Annotated in this window: 11 protein-coding genes, 1 pseudogene and 1 riboswitch; of the genes and pseudogenes, 2 read left to right on the top strand and 10 right to left on the bottom strand. The window is 69.6% G+C overall.

Annotation, left to right across the window (positions count from 1 at the left end):
* Position 1 precedes the first annotated feature (1 nt).
* Complete coding sequence (locus V6Z91_RS17645; RefSeq protein WP_338759059.1) at positions 2 to 1,939, bottom strand: TonB-dependent receptor; 1,938 nt, start codon at positions 1,937 to 1,939, stop codon at positions 2 to 4.
* 327 nt (positions 1,940 to 2,266) lie between these two features.
* Between V6Z91_RS17645 and V6Z91_RS17640 the strand changes: the two genes are divergently transcribed.
* A complete protein-coding gene (locus tag V6Z91_RS17640) occupies positions 2,267 to 3,130 on the top strand; it encodes a 2OG-Fe(II) oxygenase (protein ID WP_338759057.1) in 864 nt (287 codons plus the stop codon).
* Between the two features lie 131 nt (positions 3,131 to 3,261).
* On the opposite strand, the gene V6Z91_RS17635 is transcribed toward V6Z91_RS17640, so the two are convergent.
* Positions 3,262 to 3,444 (bottom strand): hypothetical protein, encoded by a 183-nt coding sequence (locus V6Z91_RS17635; protein WP_338759055.1) that lies wholly within the window; start codon positions 3,442 to 3,444, stop codon positions 3,262 to 3,264.
* Between the two features lie 267 nt (positions 3,445 to 3,711).
* On the opposite strand from V6Z91_RS17635, the gene V6Z91_RS17630 reads away from it, so the two are divergent.
* Positions 3,712 to 4,554, top strand: a complete 843-nt coding sequence (locus V6Z91_RS17630) for a hypothetical protein (protein ID WP_338759053.1) — start codon at positions 3,712 to 3,714, stop codon at positions 4,552 to 4,554.
* On the opposite strand, the gene V6Z91_RS17625 is transcribed toward V6Z91_RS17630, so the two are convergent.
* The 8 genes and pseudogenes from V6Z91_RS17625 to V6Z91_RS17590 all read right to left on the bottom strand — a co-directional run bounded on the left by V6Z91_RS17625 (position 4,537) and on the right by V6Z91_RS17590 (position 15,201).
* On the bottom strand, positions 4,537 to 4,869 hold the full coding sequence (locus tag V6Z91_RS17625) for a DUF2149 domain-containing protein (protein WP_338771911.1): 333 nt from the start codon (positions 4,867 to 4,869) through the stop codon (positions 4,537 to 4,539). The genes V6Z91_RS17630 and V6Z91_RS17625 overlap by 18 nt on opposite strands.
* Entirely contained in the window at positions 4,866 to 5,321 is a 456-nt protein-coding gene (locus V6Z91_RS17620) for a MotA/TolQ/ExbB proton channel family protein (RefSeq protein WP_338759051.1), read from the bottom strand. Before V6Z91_RS17620 ends, V6Z91_RS17625 begins: the two co-directional genes overlap by 4 nt.
* Positions 5,321 to 9,193: pseudogene (locus V6Z91_RS17615) on the bottom strand (cobaltochelatase subunit CobN); the annotation flags it as partial. The gene V6Z91_RS17620 and the pseudogene V6Z91_RS17615, both read right to left, overlap by 1 nt.
* A gap of 554 nt (positions 9,194 to 9,747) precedes the next feature.
* A riboswitch (cobalamin riboswitch) is annotated at positions 9,748 to 9,965 on the bottom strand.
* Between the two features lie 26 nt (positions 9,966 to 9,991).
* Entirely contained in the window at positions 9,992 to 11,344 is a 1,353-nt protein-coding gene (locus tag V6Z91_RS17610; protein WP_338759049.1) for a DUF3526 domain-containing protein, read from the bottom strand.
* Positions 11,341 to 12,798, bottom strand: coding sequence for a DUF3526 domain-containing protein (locus tag V6Z91_RS17605; RefSeq protein ID WP_338759047.1), 1,458 nt, complete (start codon positions 12,796 to 12,798; stop codon positions 11,341 to 11,343). Before V6Z91_RS17605 ends, V6Z91_RS17610 begins: the two co-directional genes overlap by 4 nt.
* Positions 12,795 to 13,544 (bottom strand): ATP-binding cassette domain-containing protein, encoded by a 750-nt coding sequence (locus V6Z91_RS17600; RefSeq protein WP_338759045.1) that lies wholly within the window; start codon positions 13,542 to 13,544, stop codon positions 12,795 to 12,797. Before V6Z91_RS17600 ends, V6Z91_RS17605 begins: the two co-directional genes overlap by 4 nt.
* A 114-nt stretch (positions 13,545 to 13,658) precedes the next feature.
* Entirely contained in the window at positions 13,659 to 14,102 is a 444-nt protein-coding gene (gene cynS, locus V6Z91_RS17595) for a cyanase (RefSeq protein WP_338759044.1), read from the bottom strand.
* Positions 14,103 to 14,199: 97 nt separating this feature from the next.
* Positions 14,200 to 15,201 (bottom strand): zinc-dependent alcohol dehydrogenase family protein, encoded by a 1,002-nt coding sequence (locus V6Z91_RS17590; protein ID WP_338759042.1) that lies wholly within the window; start codon positions 15,199 to 15,201, stop codon positions 14,200 to 14,202.
* Positions 15,202 to 15,264 lie beyond the last annotated feature (63 nt).

The raw sequence follows: 15,264 nt of genomic DNA, 5'->3' as shown, positions 1-15,264 counted from the left end.
GTCAGAAACGGTAAGTGAGCCTGAGCACGGCGGTACGTTCGAACACGCTCCGGTTCGGCGCCGCTCCGAACTCGGGGTGGGACTTGTGAAGCAGGTTCTGGCCCACCAGCGCCACGTCCAGGTTGCGCGTGGCCTTCCACAGCCATTGCACGTCGAGCTCGTGGTAGGACGGCACGGCCGGGCGCTCCAGCGCGCCCACCTTGCGCAGCGTCCAGTCCAGCTGCATATTGCCGGGCAGGTCGTGCGAGGAGCGCAGCTGCCAGTAATGCCGCGGGTCCGCCGTCGCCAGGCCGGCCGCGCCGCTCGGGTCGCGGCTGCCGGGCCGCAACGCCGTCTCCACGTCCTGCACCACCAGTCCGCCACTCAGGCGCCAGGTGTCCGTCGGTTGCCAGCGTGCCCACATCTCCAGGCCGCGCGTGTTGCCGTAGCCCATATTGCGAAATTCGGTCAGCCCGCTGTACGCCGGCCCGTTGGGATTCGGTTCCTGCGTGCGCAAGCGGTCGTAGCGGGCGAAGAACGCCGTCACGGAATACGACCAGCTCGGCGACGGCGTGAAGCGGTATCCCAGCTCCGCCACCTTCGCCACTTCCGATTCGAACTGCGGCCCGCCGCCGAAGCGGTAACGCGGCACGCCGCCCACCGTCACGATGCGCAGCGGCGTGTAGTAATCGCGGTCCACGCGCGACGGTGCGCGCACCGTGCGCGCCAGGCTGCCCCACAGCAGGTGGCTGCCCGGCGTCCACGCGAGGCGCAGGCTGGGCAGGAATTCCGTGCCAGTGTAATGGTTGTGCTCGACCCTCGCGCCGGCGATCAGCCGCACGTCGTCGGCCAGCGTCACCTCGTCCTGCGCGAACAGGCTGCCCCAGCGCATGGTCAGGTCGTTCGGCAGGTAAGCCTGGTTGCGGCCATTGGCGATACGGTCGCGCGACTGGCGGTACGTGGCGCCCCAGGTCACGCCGTGAAAGCCGAAGCGCACGCTGTGCTGCGCTTCCAGGTCCACCGTGTCGAGCCGCTCGTACATCACGTTCGGCTGGTTGCGCTCCGTGTGATCGAGCACCAGTTGAAGGCGCAGCTGGGAATCGTCCGGCAGCAGGCGCGTGAAGCGCGCCACCAGGTTGGCGCCCGAGATCTGCGTGGAACCGGCGCTGCGCTGCGCCAGGTCGCCGTCGTACACGTCGCCGGTCAGCATGAAGCCGCCGCGCGGGCGGTCCCAGTCGGCGCGAAATCCCGCCTGGCGGCGCGTATAGCCGGTGGCGACCTGGCTCGATCCGCCGGCCGCGTCGTCCGCCTCCATCACGCGCGCATAGGCGCGGTAATGGCCGCCGTTCGGCAGCGCGCCGCCGTAGCGCGCACTGGCGTCGCGGTCGTCCTTGCCGGCCGACCCCGCCAGCAGGCCACCCTGGGTATCCTTGGCCGAACGGGTGATCACGTTGATCACGCCGTTGACGGCGTTGGTGCCCCAGATGGTGGCGCCCGGTCCGCTGATCACCTCGATGCGCTCCACGTCTTCGAGCAGCACGTCCAGCGCATCCCACGCCACACCCGAATACAGGGGCGTGTAGACATTGCGGCCGTCGACCAGCACCAGCAGCTTGTTCGACTGCACGCCGTTGAAGCCGCGCGCCGTGATCGCGTAGTTGCGCGCGTCCACCCGTGCCACCTGCAGGTTCGGCGCCAGCCGCAGCGCCTCGGGCAGGGTGCGCGCGCCGCTGCGGCGGATGTCGATACCGGTGATGATGTAGATCGAGGCGGCGGCGTTGCCGAGGCGCTCTTCCTGCCTGGAGACGGACGTGATGACGATGTCGCTCAACTGCTCGAGCGACAGTTCGGCGATGTCGTCCTGTTGCGGCGCGGCCCTTGCACTCCCCGAAGCCAGGACCAGGCATGCTGCCGCGATTGACGCACCCTTGATGATCGGACCGTATTTGTTTGGTCTCATATACCGCGCCAGGCAAGTTAGCTTTATCTCAAGAATTATAAGCATGCCCACGCATCCCCTCGCGCACATTAGCACACCGGGCTTGCAAAATGTGCAATGGGCCGCATTTGCACCACAAAATTCTCGCCCGGACAACGATGCTTCCGAAACCACCCCGCCCCGAGCCGCCGCGCCGGGCCATGGCCACTCAGGCCTTGCAACAGCAGGAGCGCCGGCGCGTGCCGGACGTGCTGGTCATCGACATTCCGGCGTCCTCCCCCGTGCCCGCGCCCCGCCCGGCGACACCACCGTCCCGGTGACGAAACGATAGGCATTTCGGTATACTGCATGGCCATGAACACGTACACGCGCATGACGCAGGAATGGGAGCGCTGGCTGGACGCCAGCCTGGACAAGGGTTGCCGCACGCAGGACATCGTGGCCGCCATGGTCGCCGCGCGCTACGACGCGGCGTATGCGGAACGGGCCGTGCGCGAGCGCCAGCTGCAGCGGGCGCAACCGGCAGCCGGCCCGGCGGTCGCGGGGCCATACCGCTACGGCACGCCCACGATACGGCACCGTGCCAATGCGATCGTCACCAGCGACCGCACTGTGCGCGTCGTGATGCGCGTCGAGCAGCCCGTGATCGCCGTGCTGGACGACGTGTTCTCGGCGGAAGAATGCGACGGCGTGGTGGCGCTGGCCCGCGCGCGGCTCGAGCCGTCGGCCACGCTGAGCCCGATGACCGGCGAAAACCAGGTGAAGGACCATCGCACCAGCCAGGGCGCCTTCCTGGACGCGCCGGAAGACCCGCTGCTCAAGCGCCTGAACCGGCGTATCGGCGAGATCATGAACCAGCCGGTGGCGCATGGCGAGGCGCTGCACGTGCTGCACTACGGCGTGGGCGCGGAGTACAAGCCCCACCATGATTATTTCGATCCCGCCAACCCGGGTTTTGCGGCCACGCTCAAGCGCGGCGGGCAGCGCGTGGCCACGCTGATCGTCTACCTGAACGACGTGGAGGAAGCGGGCGACACGATCTTCCCGAAGCTGGGGCTCTCCATCGTGCCTCGCAAGGGCTCGGCCGTGTATTTCGAATACGCGAACGACGACGGCCAGCTCGACGAGGCGAGCCTGCATGGCGGCGCACCGGTATTGCGCGGCGAGAAGTGGGTCGCCACCAAGTGGGTGCGCCAGGGCGTGTTCAGGTAGGCGCAAAAAAGCCGGCGGCCCTTGCGGGTGCGCCGGCAGGATCGCCTTGCCTATTGCGGTAATGTTCGCGGTAATGATAGCGGTAACGATTGCAGTAGAAAGCGCGGCACGAATGCCGGGGCAGGAAGCGCTTATTCGCCTTCCTCGCCGATCTGGTCGATGATGCGCTTGCCCTGCTCCACTCCGCCGTCGCCATTCCCCAGCGGCACGTAGTAATGGAACAGCGGCTCGCCGTTCTTGTACACCGATCCCATGCAGATTTCGTAGCCCTTGTACTGCACGGTTTTAGCCTGCGTCAGTTCTGCGCCTCTCACGATTGCCTCCCCATTATTGATGATTCCAGGTCGTCTCCGCTCCTTGGCGGGCCTGTCGTCCATGTGTCCCGACGGTTCCGAGTATGCCGTGCACGGAACGTGCGAACTGTGCGCGGCTTCACCAAAGGAAGTGCCTTGGCGGCGGCTGCGTAGCGTTTTCATCACGCCTGCCGGTAGCAGGATGCACGTGACTGGAACTCGTGTTGTTACTGGAATTTCAACGGCGCGCCTGCTACGCTGTGCGGCAAAACCACAGGAGACCGTCCAATGAAGATCCTCGCCGCCATCCTCGCAATTGCTCTTGCCGCCTGGCAGCCGCCAGCCTTGGCCGGCGCTTCCGGCCGGGTCACGCAGGGCCAGCTGAGCTATACGCTCGTGGACCTTGCCCCGGAAGACGGCATCGCCCCCTCGCTCGTGTTCGAACCGTTGCCCAACCCCGGCCCGGTCGACCCGGTGAACATGGCACACGGCAGCGTTCGCTACGCGGTGGGCGACGATTCCCGCTTCGTCGAGCAGGCCGCGACGGGCACCGACCCGCTCGTGCTGGGCTACGACCTGGGAAGCGCCGGTGCGATCACGGCCCGGCTCGACGGCCGCGGCCAGCCGGCGACGCAACGGCTGACCATCGAGGCCAGCGCGAACCCCGGCGAGCACGGCGACGTGCAGGTCGGCTCGTGGATGTATGTCGGCGACATGGGCTTTACCTTGTCGGCGAACACGCGCGTGGAATTTTCCACGACCCTGCACGTGCAGGCCGGCGTGACGGGCGCGGCGGGGACGAACGAATGGTTCCAGAGCGCGAGCTGGATGTACCTCATGATGGGGCATTTCCCGGACACGACCGGCTTCGACTGGGACCATGAGCTGGTGACCGTGCACGCGGACCCGGCCTGGGGCGCGCCGCGCGACGTGGACACGACGCTGACAATGACCGTGGCCTACGACAATACGGCGCTGGAAGGCCAGTACGGCACCGTGAGCTTCAACACCTGGGTCAATGCCATGGCGGCCCAGCCGGTGCCGGAACCGGCCGCGCTGTCGATGATGTTCGCGGGCTTGCTGGTCCTCGGCGGCACAAGGCTGCGCGCGCGGTCACGGCTTCGCTCCTGACGGCGCAGCCGGCTCGACGAGCACCAGCTTGCCGGTCTTCGGATCGCGGTAGACCTCGCCCACCCGGTCGTAGCCGCTGCCCGCCTGCGTGATGCCGGTGGCGGGCCGCTCGATCTGCCGGCCCTTTTCGACCGGCCGGGGCGCTTTCAACGCGCCCTGGCTGCCGGCGATCGCGGCGATCAGCCCGCAGGCGAAGACCAGCATCACGTCGACCAGGTTCACCAGGCTGGCGCGCGGGTCTTCGTCGTCGCCGTCGAAGCGCGCATCGAGGTGGGAATACAGGCGCAGCCGCCGGCGGCCGGGGCGCGCGCTCATGCCGCCGCCTCCTGCACGTTCTCCATCGCTTCCAGCGTTTCCTCGTACCAGCGGCGGCGCAGCTTGCCGATCACGAGGCCGCCGATGCCGGCCACGAGTCCCAGCACCGTCGCATCGAATGCGACCGTGACGGCGCTCGCCAGCTGTGCCGGATCGCCCGCGCCCAGCGCCGCAAGGCCCGGCCCGAGCGGAATGATGGTGGCCATCAGTCCCAGCATCGGCGGAATGCGCGCCAGCAGGTCGGCCCGCTCCAGCCGGCGGCGGGCAATGGCCTGCACTTGCGCGACGTCGCCGCCTTCGCGCAGGCGCCGCAAGCCGTGGAAGCGCTCCCCCGCCGCGATGCCCGCCTCGACCACGGCCACGGCACAGGCCAGCAACAGCGCCGCCAGCGCGGGCGTCAACAGCCAGCTGACCGCGTCGTGCAGCCAGGCGAAGGAATGGGGTTCGATCATGGAATACTCCTCGATAAGGGGGATGTGGTGCGGCCGCGCCACAGGCCGAGCGCGAACAGGGCGATGGCGGTGGCGAGGATGGCCAGCAGTTTGATGATGGCGATGCCGGGTGCCTCGGGCGCCGGCTCCTGGGCATGGAGTTCATACGCGCGCGGCGGTTCGGCCCGTGCGGATTCTTCTTGCCGAGTCCGTGTCACTGGGGGCGAGGCGGGGTTTCGAGGAGCACTGCTCCTCGCCGCTGCAGCGGTGATGCCGTGCACGGCATCACTCCTTCCTGACCCCATGACACGAGCTCGGCTGTTGGTGGCGTCCGGCTGCAATTCGCCGCGCGCCTTCGCGAGTGTCACGGCCAGTGCCGCGGCATCGGCGCCGTCCAGTCGCGGCGCGAGCCACTGCCACATCGGGTGGTCCGGCGCGGCGTGCCCGCTGCCGGGCAGGCCGTTGGCGGTTACCAGCCGCGCCAGCTCGCCGCCCATCTGGCCGATGGTGGCGTCGTCGGTGTTCCAGTAGCCCTTCTCTGCGGCGACCATGAAGATGGCCAGCATGTGCGCCTTCACGTGCGCGTTGTGGCGTTCGCCGAGGAAGCGCGGCAGGCCGAGGCCGTGGCGGTCGTCGAAGTAGACCGCTTTCACTTCATCCCACGCCCAGTTCTTCACCAGGTCGGGGCGCGTGACCTGCCAGCCCCACAGGTTTTCCAGGAATTCCTGGCCCATGGTGCGCGCGCCGGCATAGCCGTGCTCCATCAGCGGTTTCAGCCAGGCCGGGTTCAGGAAGCGGCCGCGCAGCTCGCCCAGCAATGCGCCGGCCAGCGGTTCCACGTCCGCGCGACCGGGCTGCGCATGCTGCAGGATCAGCGCGTCGGGCACGCGGCCGGTGCGCCCTTCCACGGCCAGCGACAGGCCGCCCAGGTAGTCGAAGGCATCGTTGTTGTCCAACAGGCCGTACAGGTTGCTGGCGCGGCCGTGGTAGGTGCGGGCGATGCCGTCCAGCGCGGCGTCGAACGCCGCATGCTGTGCCTCGCCGCTGCCGTCGAGGCCATAGGCGTGGCCCATGCGGTTGCGGTAGGCGGCACCGATCTCGTCCCGCTCGCGCCAGGCGCCGGAACGCTCGGTGAGCCGGTTCACGCCCGTGCCGTAGGCGCCGGGTGCGTCGCCGAACACGCGCTGCGCCGCGCCCCGGCCGGCATCGGCAAGCGGTTGGCCGGAACGCGCCAGCGCACGGAAACGCACGAGCCATTCGCCGGCCACGCGATTGCCCGCCACCGGCTCGTCGCCCCAGGCGGCATCGTTCAACGGCGCCAGCGCCGCTTCCAGCGCCGTGCGCAGCGACGGGTCCTGCGCCACCAGGCTGTTGGCCGATGCTGCCAGCGCCAGCCGCCCGGCGCGATCGATCAGCCGGATCAGGTTCGGGTACAGGTCGCGGAACAGGCCCGACGTGGTCACCACCGCGTCGCGCCGCGGCGCGCCCGGCTTGACGCGCACGTCGGTGACGATGCCGCGCGCATTCCACACGGGTTCGGCGCCCATCATGGCCAGCGCGAATGCCACCATCACCCCCTCGTCGCGCACCGCGTCGGAAGCCCACAGGATGATGCCTTCGCTGCCCGCGGCATCGGGCGCGCGGGCGATGGCCTTGCCCGCCAGGTTCGCACCCAGCTGGTAACCCAGTTTCGTCGGCAGGATGTCGCCGTCGACGGCGTGGAAATTGCGCCCGGTCGGCAGCGCCTCGGGCGAGCGCAGTGGATCGTTGCCCTTGCCGGGCGCGATGTAGCGGCCGTCCAGGCCGGCCAGCAGCGCGCGCATCTCCAGGCGCGGCGAATCGGCCAGGCGGCCCGCCACGTCCGGGCTGTCGATGCCGCCCTTCCTCATCGAGGCGAGCATCAGGTCGATCGATTCCTGCCGCCACGGCCGGCCGAACACGTGCAAGCCGTGCGGCATGAATTTTTCCTGCAGCTTGGTGAGATAGTGGCCGATCTCGTGCGCCAGCAGGTCGTCGTCCGCCGCGTCGTATCCGATGCCGCGCACGGCCAGCACGTCCGCCATCGACGCTTCCAGCTCCGCCTTCAGGTTCAGCGCCGCCACGCGCTCCCGCATCACGCCGGCGGCCTGCGCCTTCAGCGATTCCGAGCTGGCCGCCTCGTAGCTTTCCACGACCTGGCGCAGCGCCAGCAGCTCGTCGTACAGCGGCGTGCTGGCCAGCGGCGGCGTCAGGTGGTCGACGATCACGGCCAAACCGCGCCGTCGCCCACGCCATCGACGATGTACGGGTAGATGCCCGGAAGGTCGCCGGCAATCAGGCTCGGATAGTCGTCGCTTGCCAGCCCCACCGCTTTCCCGGGCAGGAATTCATAGGTGGAGTGGCGGCCCACGTGCACCAGCGCGTCGGCCCCGAAGCGGTCGCGCACCCAGTGGTAGAAGCCCAGGTACTGGTGCGGCGGCGTGATGCTGGTGTTCGCGTGCAGCAGTTCCTCGTCCACTTCCCAGCCGCGCGGCGGTTGCGGGCCGATGAACACATTGCCGAACACGATCCCTGGCACCAGCATGCGGCCGCTGTCCACCATGATGTGGCCGGGCGCGGCGCCCCATCCTTTCAAGCCTTCGATGCCGTAGCCGGCCAACTTGCGGCTCAAGCCATCCAGCGAGGCACAGCGCTGCGCGGCCTTCGCGGCCAGGCACGCGCGATAGCCGTCGCCCAGCGCCGCCAGGTCGCGCATGGCAGCCTCGCGGCGCGGGTGATCGGCGCCTTCCACGAGGTGCTGCAATTCCTTTACGATCACGTCCACCTGCTTGCGGCCCAGCTGCCATTCGCCGGCGCGTTCCGCTTCCAGCACGTCCACATGCAGCCGCCCCAGCAAGCCGCCGGTCATCTCGCGCCGTACGCGCGGCGGCAGGGTGGCGAACCATTTCGCATAGTCGGCCGCGCCGACCGTGTGCACGGTGCCTGCCATGTCGCGCAGCGCGGCGCGGTCTTCCGGGAGGTTCACGCCCTGGGCCATGATCCTGTCCAGCAGCGCTTCCGGCGAGGCCGGCAGGTCGCCCACGGTGTAGCCGGCATCCTTCAAGGCGTGGAGCATGTCGAACAGCGAGGCCGGCACGTCGAGGTTGTCGGCGCCGATGTTCTGCCGCCCCGGCGGGTGGTTGTAGTAGATCAGGGCGACGCGCTTGTCGCGATTGGGCTTGTCGCGCAGTGCCAGCCAGCGCGCGACGCGCCCCGCCAGCCGCGCCGTTTCCGCCTCCAGCACCACCGGCGGCCGGTTCTCGATGCCGGTCGCCCTGTCGCGCTGCGCCTGGCCAAGCGCGGCCACCACGATCGGCTGGCCGATGCCCTGCAGTTCCGGCAGCGCCACGCGGTATTGCACCGAGTCCGGCGGCAGGCCATCCGGCGACAGGCGCCACTGCAGCGCGGTACGGTCCGACAGGCGAATCCCCTTGAACACCGGCACGTCGAGGCGTGCCAACGCTTCGGTCACCGCTTCACGCCCTTCCGCCGCGCCCACCACGAAATCCTGCAGCACCACGAGGGCGGCCGGCCGGGCCGGCGCGACCAGCTCGGGCAACCGTTCCAGCGCCTCGCGCGATGCGCCGCCCCAGCGCGCGAGCACCTGCACGCAGGGCCGGCCCGCGGCTTCGATGCGCGCGCACACGGCGGCAGGCACCGCCGCATCCATGTTCGACAGGTCCAGCACCACGACGGCCGGCCGTGCCGCCAGGCCCAGTTGCGCGCCGTTGCCCCAGGCGGCGGCGTCGACGAGTTCGCGCCCGCCCGCCTTCACGCGCAGCGTCGGTTCCGGCAGCGGAGCGGCCAGCGGCGTTGCGGGGTGCAGCCGGTGCGCGATCAGTGCCGCGGTGTTGTCGGCACCGCCGGCCTGCCATACGCGGCGCGCGGCGAGCCAGTGCACTGCGGCAGCATGCGCCTCGGCGGCTCGCAAGGCGGCGGCCGGCGGCGCTTCGGTGGACAGGTCGCGCAGTGTCTCGGCCGGAAAATCGCGCATGGCGCCGCGCGCATCGCGGCTCATCAGGCTCAGGGCCGCATCGCCATTGAAGGCCAGCACGGTGGTGCGCGCCCTGGCGTGGCGTGCCAGCGCGGCCTTCAGCTTGTGCGCCGGATCGCCGAACAGTGAAACGGCCAGGATCGTGTCGGCTCCGGCGACGAGCCGTGCCACCTCCCGCTCGTCCAGCGCCATCCATTGCGCCGGCGTGCGCAGTTCGATGCGGTCTTTTGGATGGGCGGCCAGGTGCCGGTGCGCGGCTTCGATCGCCACCGGCGCGGCGCGCTCGGTCACGAGCGCGAACATGGTCGCGGCCCCGGCGTGCACGCAGGCCAGGATGCACAGCAGCGCGGCCAGCGCGCGCACGAAGGGAGCTATGGTCAAGGTCGTCCGGCCGAATTGCCGCGATAAACATGGGGCAGGACCACACCCCGGGCCCGGCACTTCGGGGCAAACGGCCGGTCTTCTGGCTCGCCGTCATCCTTCCCGGTCCTTGCCTTCCCGTGCGCGGCACAGTGGCGGTGGAACCGGGTCGTCGGGCATACAGCAGCGGGGGCTGCGCCGGCCTGGCGCGGGAGGCAATCCCGCGCGGCACCGGCTTCCCGTTTCATCCTCCGGCCGGCAGGCGGGAGGACACCGTTTGCGTCAAACGGAGGATTCTACCCGCGCCGATGCGGGTTTGTCACTGCCGCAGGCGCCCGAGCCGCGCCAGCCCGGCCGCCAGCACGCCGCCTGCCAGCAGCATCAACACCGCGGCGTCAAGCCATGGCGGTGCCCCGCCGGGCACGCGTGGCACGAACGCCGGCCGCCGGTCGAAATCGGCGGTGCCGAAGGGCCTGTCATTGAACAGGTAGGGGTAGTAGAACTTGCGGATGCGCTCGTGGAAGGCCGCAATCGCGTCCTGGTAGGCCAGCTGCGCCGGCAGGTCGGTGTCCGCCAGCCGGTGCAGCACGGCCTGCGCGCCCACGCCGGGCAACAGCCAGCCGAGCCGCTCCGTCCAGCCCTGGCGCGCCTGCAATCCATCGCGGTAGGCGCGCACCGCGCCGGCCACGCTCTCGTCGCCCACCTGGTGGAAGGCGAAATACCACTTCCAGTGGAAGCGGCCCGCCACCTCGGCACGATCCTTCCATTCCGGGTGGGTGGCCACGAACTTGCGCATCGTTTCCGCGCGCGGCACTTCCCAGGCCCCATGCACCGTCTGCCGCTGCGCCAGCATCAGGTCCACGCCCTGGTGCACGGGGATCGCGCGGCCCAGCGCCACGTTGGCCAGGGTGGGCAGCACGAGCGTGAGCAGCGCCCAGGCGCCCATCAACGCGGTGGCATTGGTGACGGAGCGCCAACGGCGCGTGGCGACCAGCAGCGACACGCCGGTCCAGAATGCCAGGTAGGCCGCCGCCACCGCCAGCACGACCAGCGTGGCGGCAAGGCCCATGCCCGACAGCGCCGCGCCGGCGCATACCGGCAATGCCAGGCCGGCGAACAGCAAGGCATAGCGCAGCCCCACGCGCCGCCGCCACAGCCGGCCTGCACCCGGCATCGCCTGCAGCAGCCGCAGGCGGCCCGACTGGCGCTCGCCCGACACCAGGTCGTGCAGCAGCGCGATTGCGAACAGGGGCGCCAGGTAGATCAGCACGAAGGCGAAGTCGAAGCGGCCAGGCAGTGCCACTTCCGGATTGAAGGTTTCCCCTTCGTAGAGCTGGGCCTGCAGGCCCAGCGCGCGGATACGCAGCACATATGGCGCCACGTCGCGCAGGCCGAGGGCGAGAAAGGCGGCGTCCGACGGCGCATCCCACGTGTTGTAGAACGTGTAGTAGGCGGCGTTGCCGGCATCCTTGCCGTTCGGGTAGCGGGCCGCCAGGGCGGCCACGTCCTGCTCGTGCAGCGGCGCCAGGCGCGCGATCGTCTGCCGCTGCCGCTCCACTTCGTGCATGCCGGACCATACCGCCAGGCTCGCGAGCAGCAACAGCAGTGCCAGCGCGGCGGTGGACAGGCGCGAGCGCAGGATCAGGCGCAGTTCGAAGGCCAGCCAGCTCATCGCGCCACCCTCCCCAGCCGGCCGGCCAGCGTCCACACGAGCGCGCCCAGCGCAACGATCCACAGCGCCAGGGCGGCTCCCGCGGGCACCACGCGGCCCAGCGTATCGGCCAGCGGCGGCGCTTCATAGCGGAACTCGGGGAAATGGCCCCAGTGCTCGCGCGACACCCGATTGTCCTTGCGGGCGTCGATATCGTCGGCATAGGCCAACCGATCCACCTGGATGCGGTTCAGCCCCTGGATCAGCGCGTAGCGATAGCGCTCCCCCTGCTCCAGGAAGCCGCGGTAGCTCGCCAGGTCGGTGCCCGCCGCCGCCATCGACAGGCGGCGCAGCGCCAGCGCCGGGCTGGCCCAGCCGAAAGCATCGATCATGGCGCCCTGCCGTTCCTGCCGTTCGAACGCAGCGGCCGCGTAGCGATTGAACAGCTCGCTGGACTTGCGTTCGCCCTCCATGCCCACCAGGCCCTTGAAGTTGACCGGCAATTCTTCCACGCGCGATACGCCATACTGCTTGAGCAAGCCGTCGCGGAAGGCGGCGAACTTCGGGTCGTCCGGATTGTGCGAGTCGCCCAGCGCGAGGTAATCGCGCTGCACATGGATGGCATCCTCGAAGCGCGTGGGCAGCGCCACGGCGGTGTTGGCCAGGTCGGGCACCCAGCGCGGCAGCAGGATCACGCTCACCGCCCACGCGGTCAGCAGCACCAGCAAGGCATCGCGCCCGCGCGCGACACACATCGACGCCAGCACCACCGTCAGCACCCACAGCAGCAGCCAGGCGGTGTAGCCGGCGGCCAGCACCAGGGCCAGCGGCCACGGTGCATGGCCGGCTGCCGCGAACCACGCCAGGGCGGCCAGCGCCGGCAGCAGCGCCAACCCGGCAAAGCCGGCCAGCGCCAGCAGCTTGCCCAGCACGAGCTGGCGGCTGCCCACGCCCTGGGCGAGCAGCACGCGCAGCGTGCCCGTCTCGCGTTCGCGCGCCACGGCGGCGTGGCCGAAGAACACCAGCAGCAGCGGTGCCAGCACCTGCAGCACGAACGCCGGCGTCAGCTGGCCGAAGCGCAGCAGCAGCGACGTTTGCCGCACGTCGCCGAAGTTGGCGCTGTTTTGCCGGTGCCCTTCGAGGAACAGCGTGTTGCCCGTGAAGCCGTCGATGCCCGGGTCGAACGCGGCCAGTGCATTCAGGGGGCGGAACAGGAAGTGCCCGTAGTGCACCATGCGGTGCGGGTGCCGGTCCGGCTGGGCCGCGAACTCGTGGTTGGCCTGGGCCTGGTAGCGGGCCCGCTCGGCATCGGCATTGCGCTGGTGTTCGTAAGCGGTGAGCGCCGCCACCAGCGTCAGCACCGTCAGCAGCACGACGCCGGCGACTGCGGCGCGGTCGCGGAACAGCGCGCGCCACTCCTCGCCGGCGATGCGCGCGACACGGGCGATGGGCCCGATGGGCACGGCGGCGCTCATGCCGCCTGGCCGCCGTAGCGGCGGTGCAGCGTGCGCACGTCGAACCGGTCGTCGCCCGCGGCGGCCACTTCCTCGATCAGGCGGCCGGCATCGAGGAAACCGATGCGGTCGGCCACGTCGGCCGCGCTCAGCAGGTCGTGCGTCACCATCAGGATCGCCACGCCCTGCCCGCGCAGCACGCCGAGCAGGCGGTTGAATTCCGCCGTGGCCTGCGGGTCGAGGCCCGAGGTGGGCTCGTCCAGCAGCAGCGCGGGCACCCGGCGCGCCAGCGCCAGCGCGATCGCCACCTTCTGCCGCATGCCCTTCGAGAAGCCGGCCACGCGGCGGTCGAACGCCGCCGCGGCGAGGCCGGCCGCGCCCAGCGCGGCGTCGATGGCGGCGGCGTCATGCGCCTGCCCGGCCAGGTCGAGCAGATAGGCCACGTTCTCGCGCGCCGTGAGGTGCTCGTACAGCGCCACGTTCTCGGGAATGTAGGCGAGGTGGCGCCGCGCCTCGTCCGGCTGCGCCACGGGATCGGTGCCGTGCACGCGCACCTGACCCGCGCCCGGGGTGACGAAGCCCAGGAACAGGCTCAGCGTGGTGGTCTTGCCGGCGCCGTTGGCACCGAGCAGCGCATAGATCTCGCCGGCGCGCACGTGCAGGTCGAGCTTTTGCAGGATGGTCTTGCCGCCGTAGCCGGCAACGACGCCGTCGGCTTCGAGGACGGTGCCGGCATGCCGCGCGCCGGGGATACTTGCGATGTTCAAACGGTCCTCCGCATGGTCGATGTGAACTCTAATGATAATGCATTATCATTCACATTGACAATCCCGCCTCGCACCTCGATTGCACACTGCGCACCGTGCCGGTGCGCAGTGTGCTCAGTATGTTTTATAAGGCAGGAACTTGCCGGACATCGTGATGCTCACCCGGTCGCCGGCTGGATCCGGCTCGCGCTGCAGGTCCATGCGGAAGTCGATCGCCGACATGATGCCGTCGCCGAATTCCTCGTGGATCAGCGCCTTGAACGTGGTGCCATACATGTTCACCAGTTCATAGAAGCGGTAGATCAGCGGATCGGTGGGCACGGCGGTCGGCAGCGAGCCGCGGTACGGCGTTTGCTGCAGCACCAGCACCGCTTCCTCGGGCAAGCCGAACACCTCGCCCACGATGGCGGCCTGGCGTGCGTCAAAGGTCATCTGGCCAAGGCAGCCGGCCGTCACCCACTCCTTCGACAGGCCGACCCGTTCCGCCACGTCGCACCATCTGATGCCCTTGCGGATCTTGGCGGTCATGATCATTTCGGTGACGTCGGTGCGTTGCATGGCGGTCCTTTCAGTGTCGGGTAATCGAACGCCGATGGCACGGCCATCGGTCATTGCATTACCCAGCACGAAGCGTGCCACTTCCAGCGCGGCGGAATCAGCCGCGCACGTCGATCACGATCTTGCCCAGGGCCGTGTGCTGCTCCAGCGCGTCGTGCGCGGCGCGGGCCTCGGCCAGCGTGAAGCGGCGCTCGTCGACGAGCGGCTTGAGCTTGCCTTCCTCGACCAGGCGCGTGGCTGCGTGCAGCGCGTCGCCGTGGTGCGCACGGCCCTCGCCCGTCAGCATCGGCAGCAGCACGAAGATGCCGGTCAGCGTCATCGAGCGCAAGGAGCCCGGCGCGATATTGTACGTGCCGAATGCGGCGCAGCTGACCACGTGGCCGTAGCGCTTCACGGCGGCGAAGGAATCGTCGAGCGAGGTGCCGCCCACGGTGTCGTACACGATGTCGAAGCCCGCGCCGCCCGTGTGCTGGGCCACGTACTCAGACACCGAGGTCGATGCATAGTCGATCGCCACGGCGCCATAACCTTCCACGACGGCGCGCTTGGTGGCCGACGCGGTGGCATACACTTCGGCGCCGAAGGCACGGGCGATCTGCACGGCGACGTGGCCCACGCCGCCGGCGCCGCCCTGCACCAGCACGCGCTGGCCGGCCTGCACGCGGGCGCGGTCCACCATGCCTTCCCAGGCAGTGAGGAAGACCAGCGGCAGGGCCGCCGCCTCGCGCATCGTCAGGTTGCGCGGCTTCGGTGCCAGCAGGCGCGCATCGACGGCCGTGAATTCGGCCAGCGATCCCGGCAGGCCGCGCACGCCGCCCGTCAGGCCATACACTTCATCGCCGATGGCGAAGTCGGTCACGCCCGGCCCCACCTCGACCACCACGCCCGCCAGGTCGGTGCCCAGCACGGCCGGCAGTTCCGGCATTGCATAGGGCGCCACGCCTTTCCTGATCTTGTAGTCAATGGGGTTCACGCCGCTGGCGTGCACCTCCACCAGCACCTGGCCTTCGCCCGGCACCGGGCGCGGCAGCCGCGTGTCGGTGAAGATGCCGGTGGCGTAGTCGTTCAGCACGAGGGCGCGCATGGTCGTATTGCTCATCGATCGTATCCTTTTCGGTATGGATGGCATGGAATGCCGATGCCAGCCAGTGTGAAGCAAGCC

Source organism: Massilia sp. METH4 (assembly GCF_037094685.1).
Lineage (GTDB): Bacteria > Pseudomonadota > Gammaproteobacteria > Burkholderiales > Burkholderiaceae_D > Rugamonas.
The sequence above is the reverse complement of the archived record's forward strand: the minus strand, read 5'-3'. Positions and strand labels throughout refer to the sequence as shown.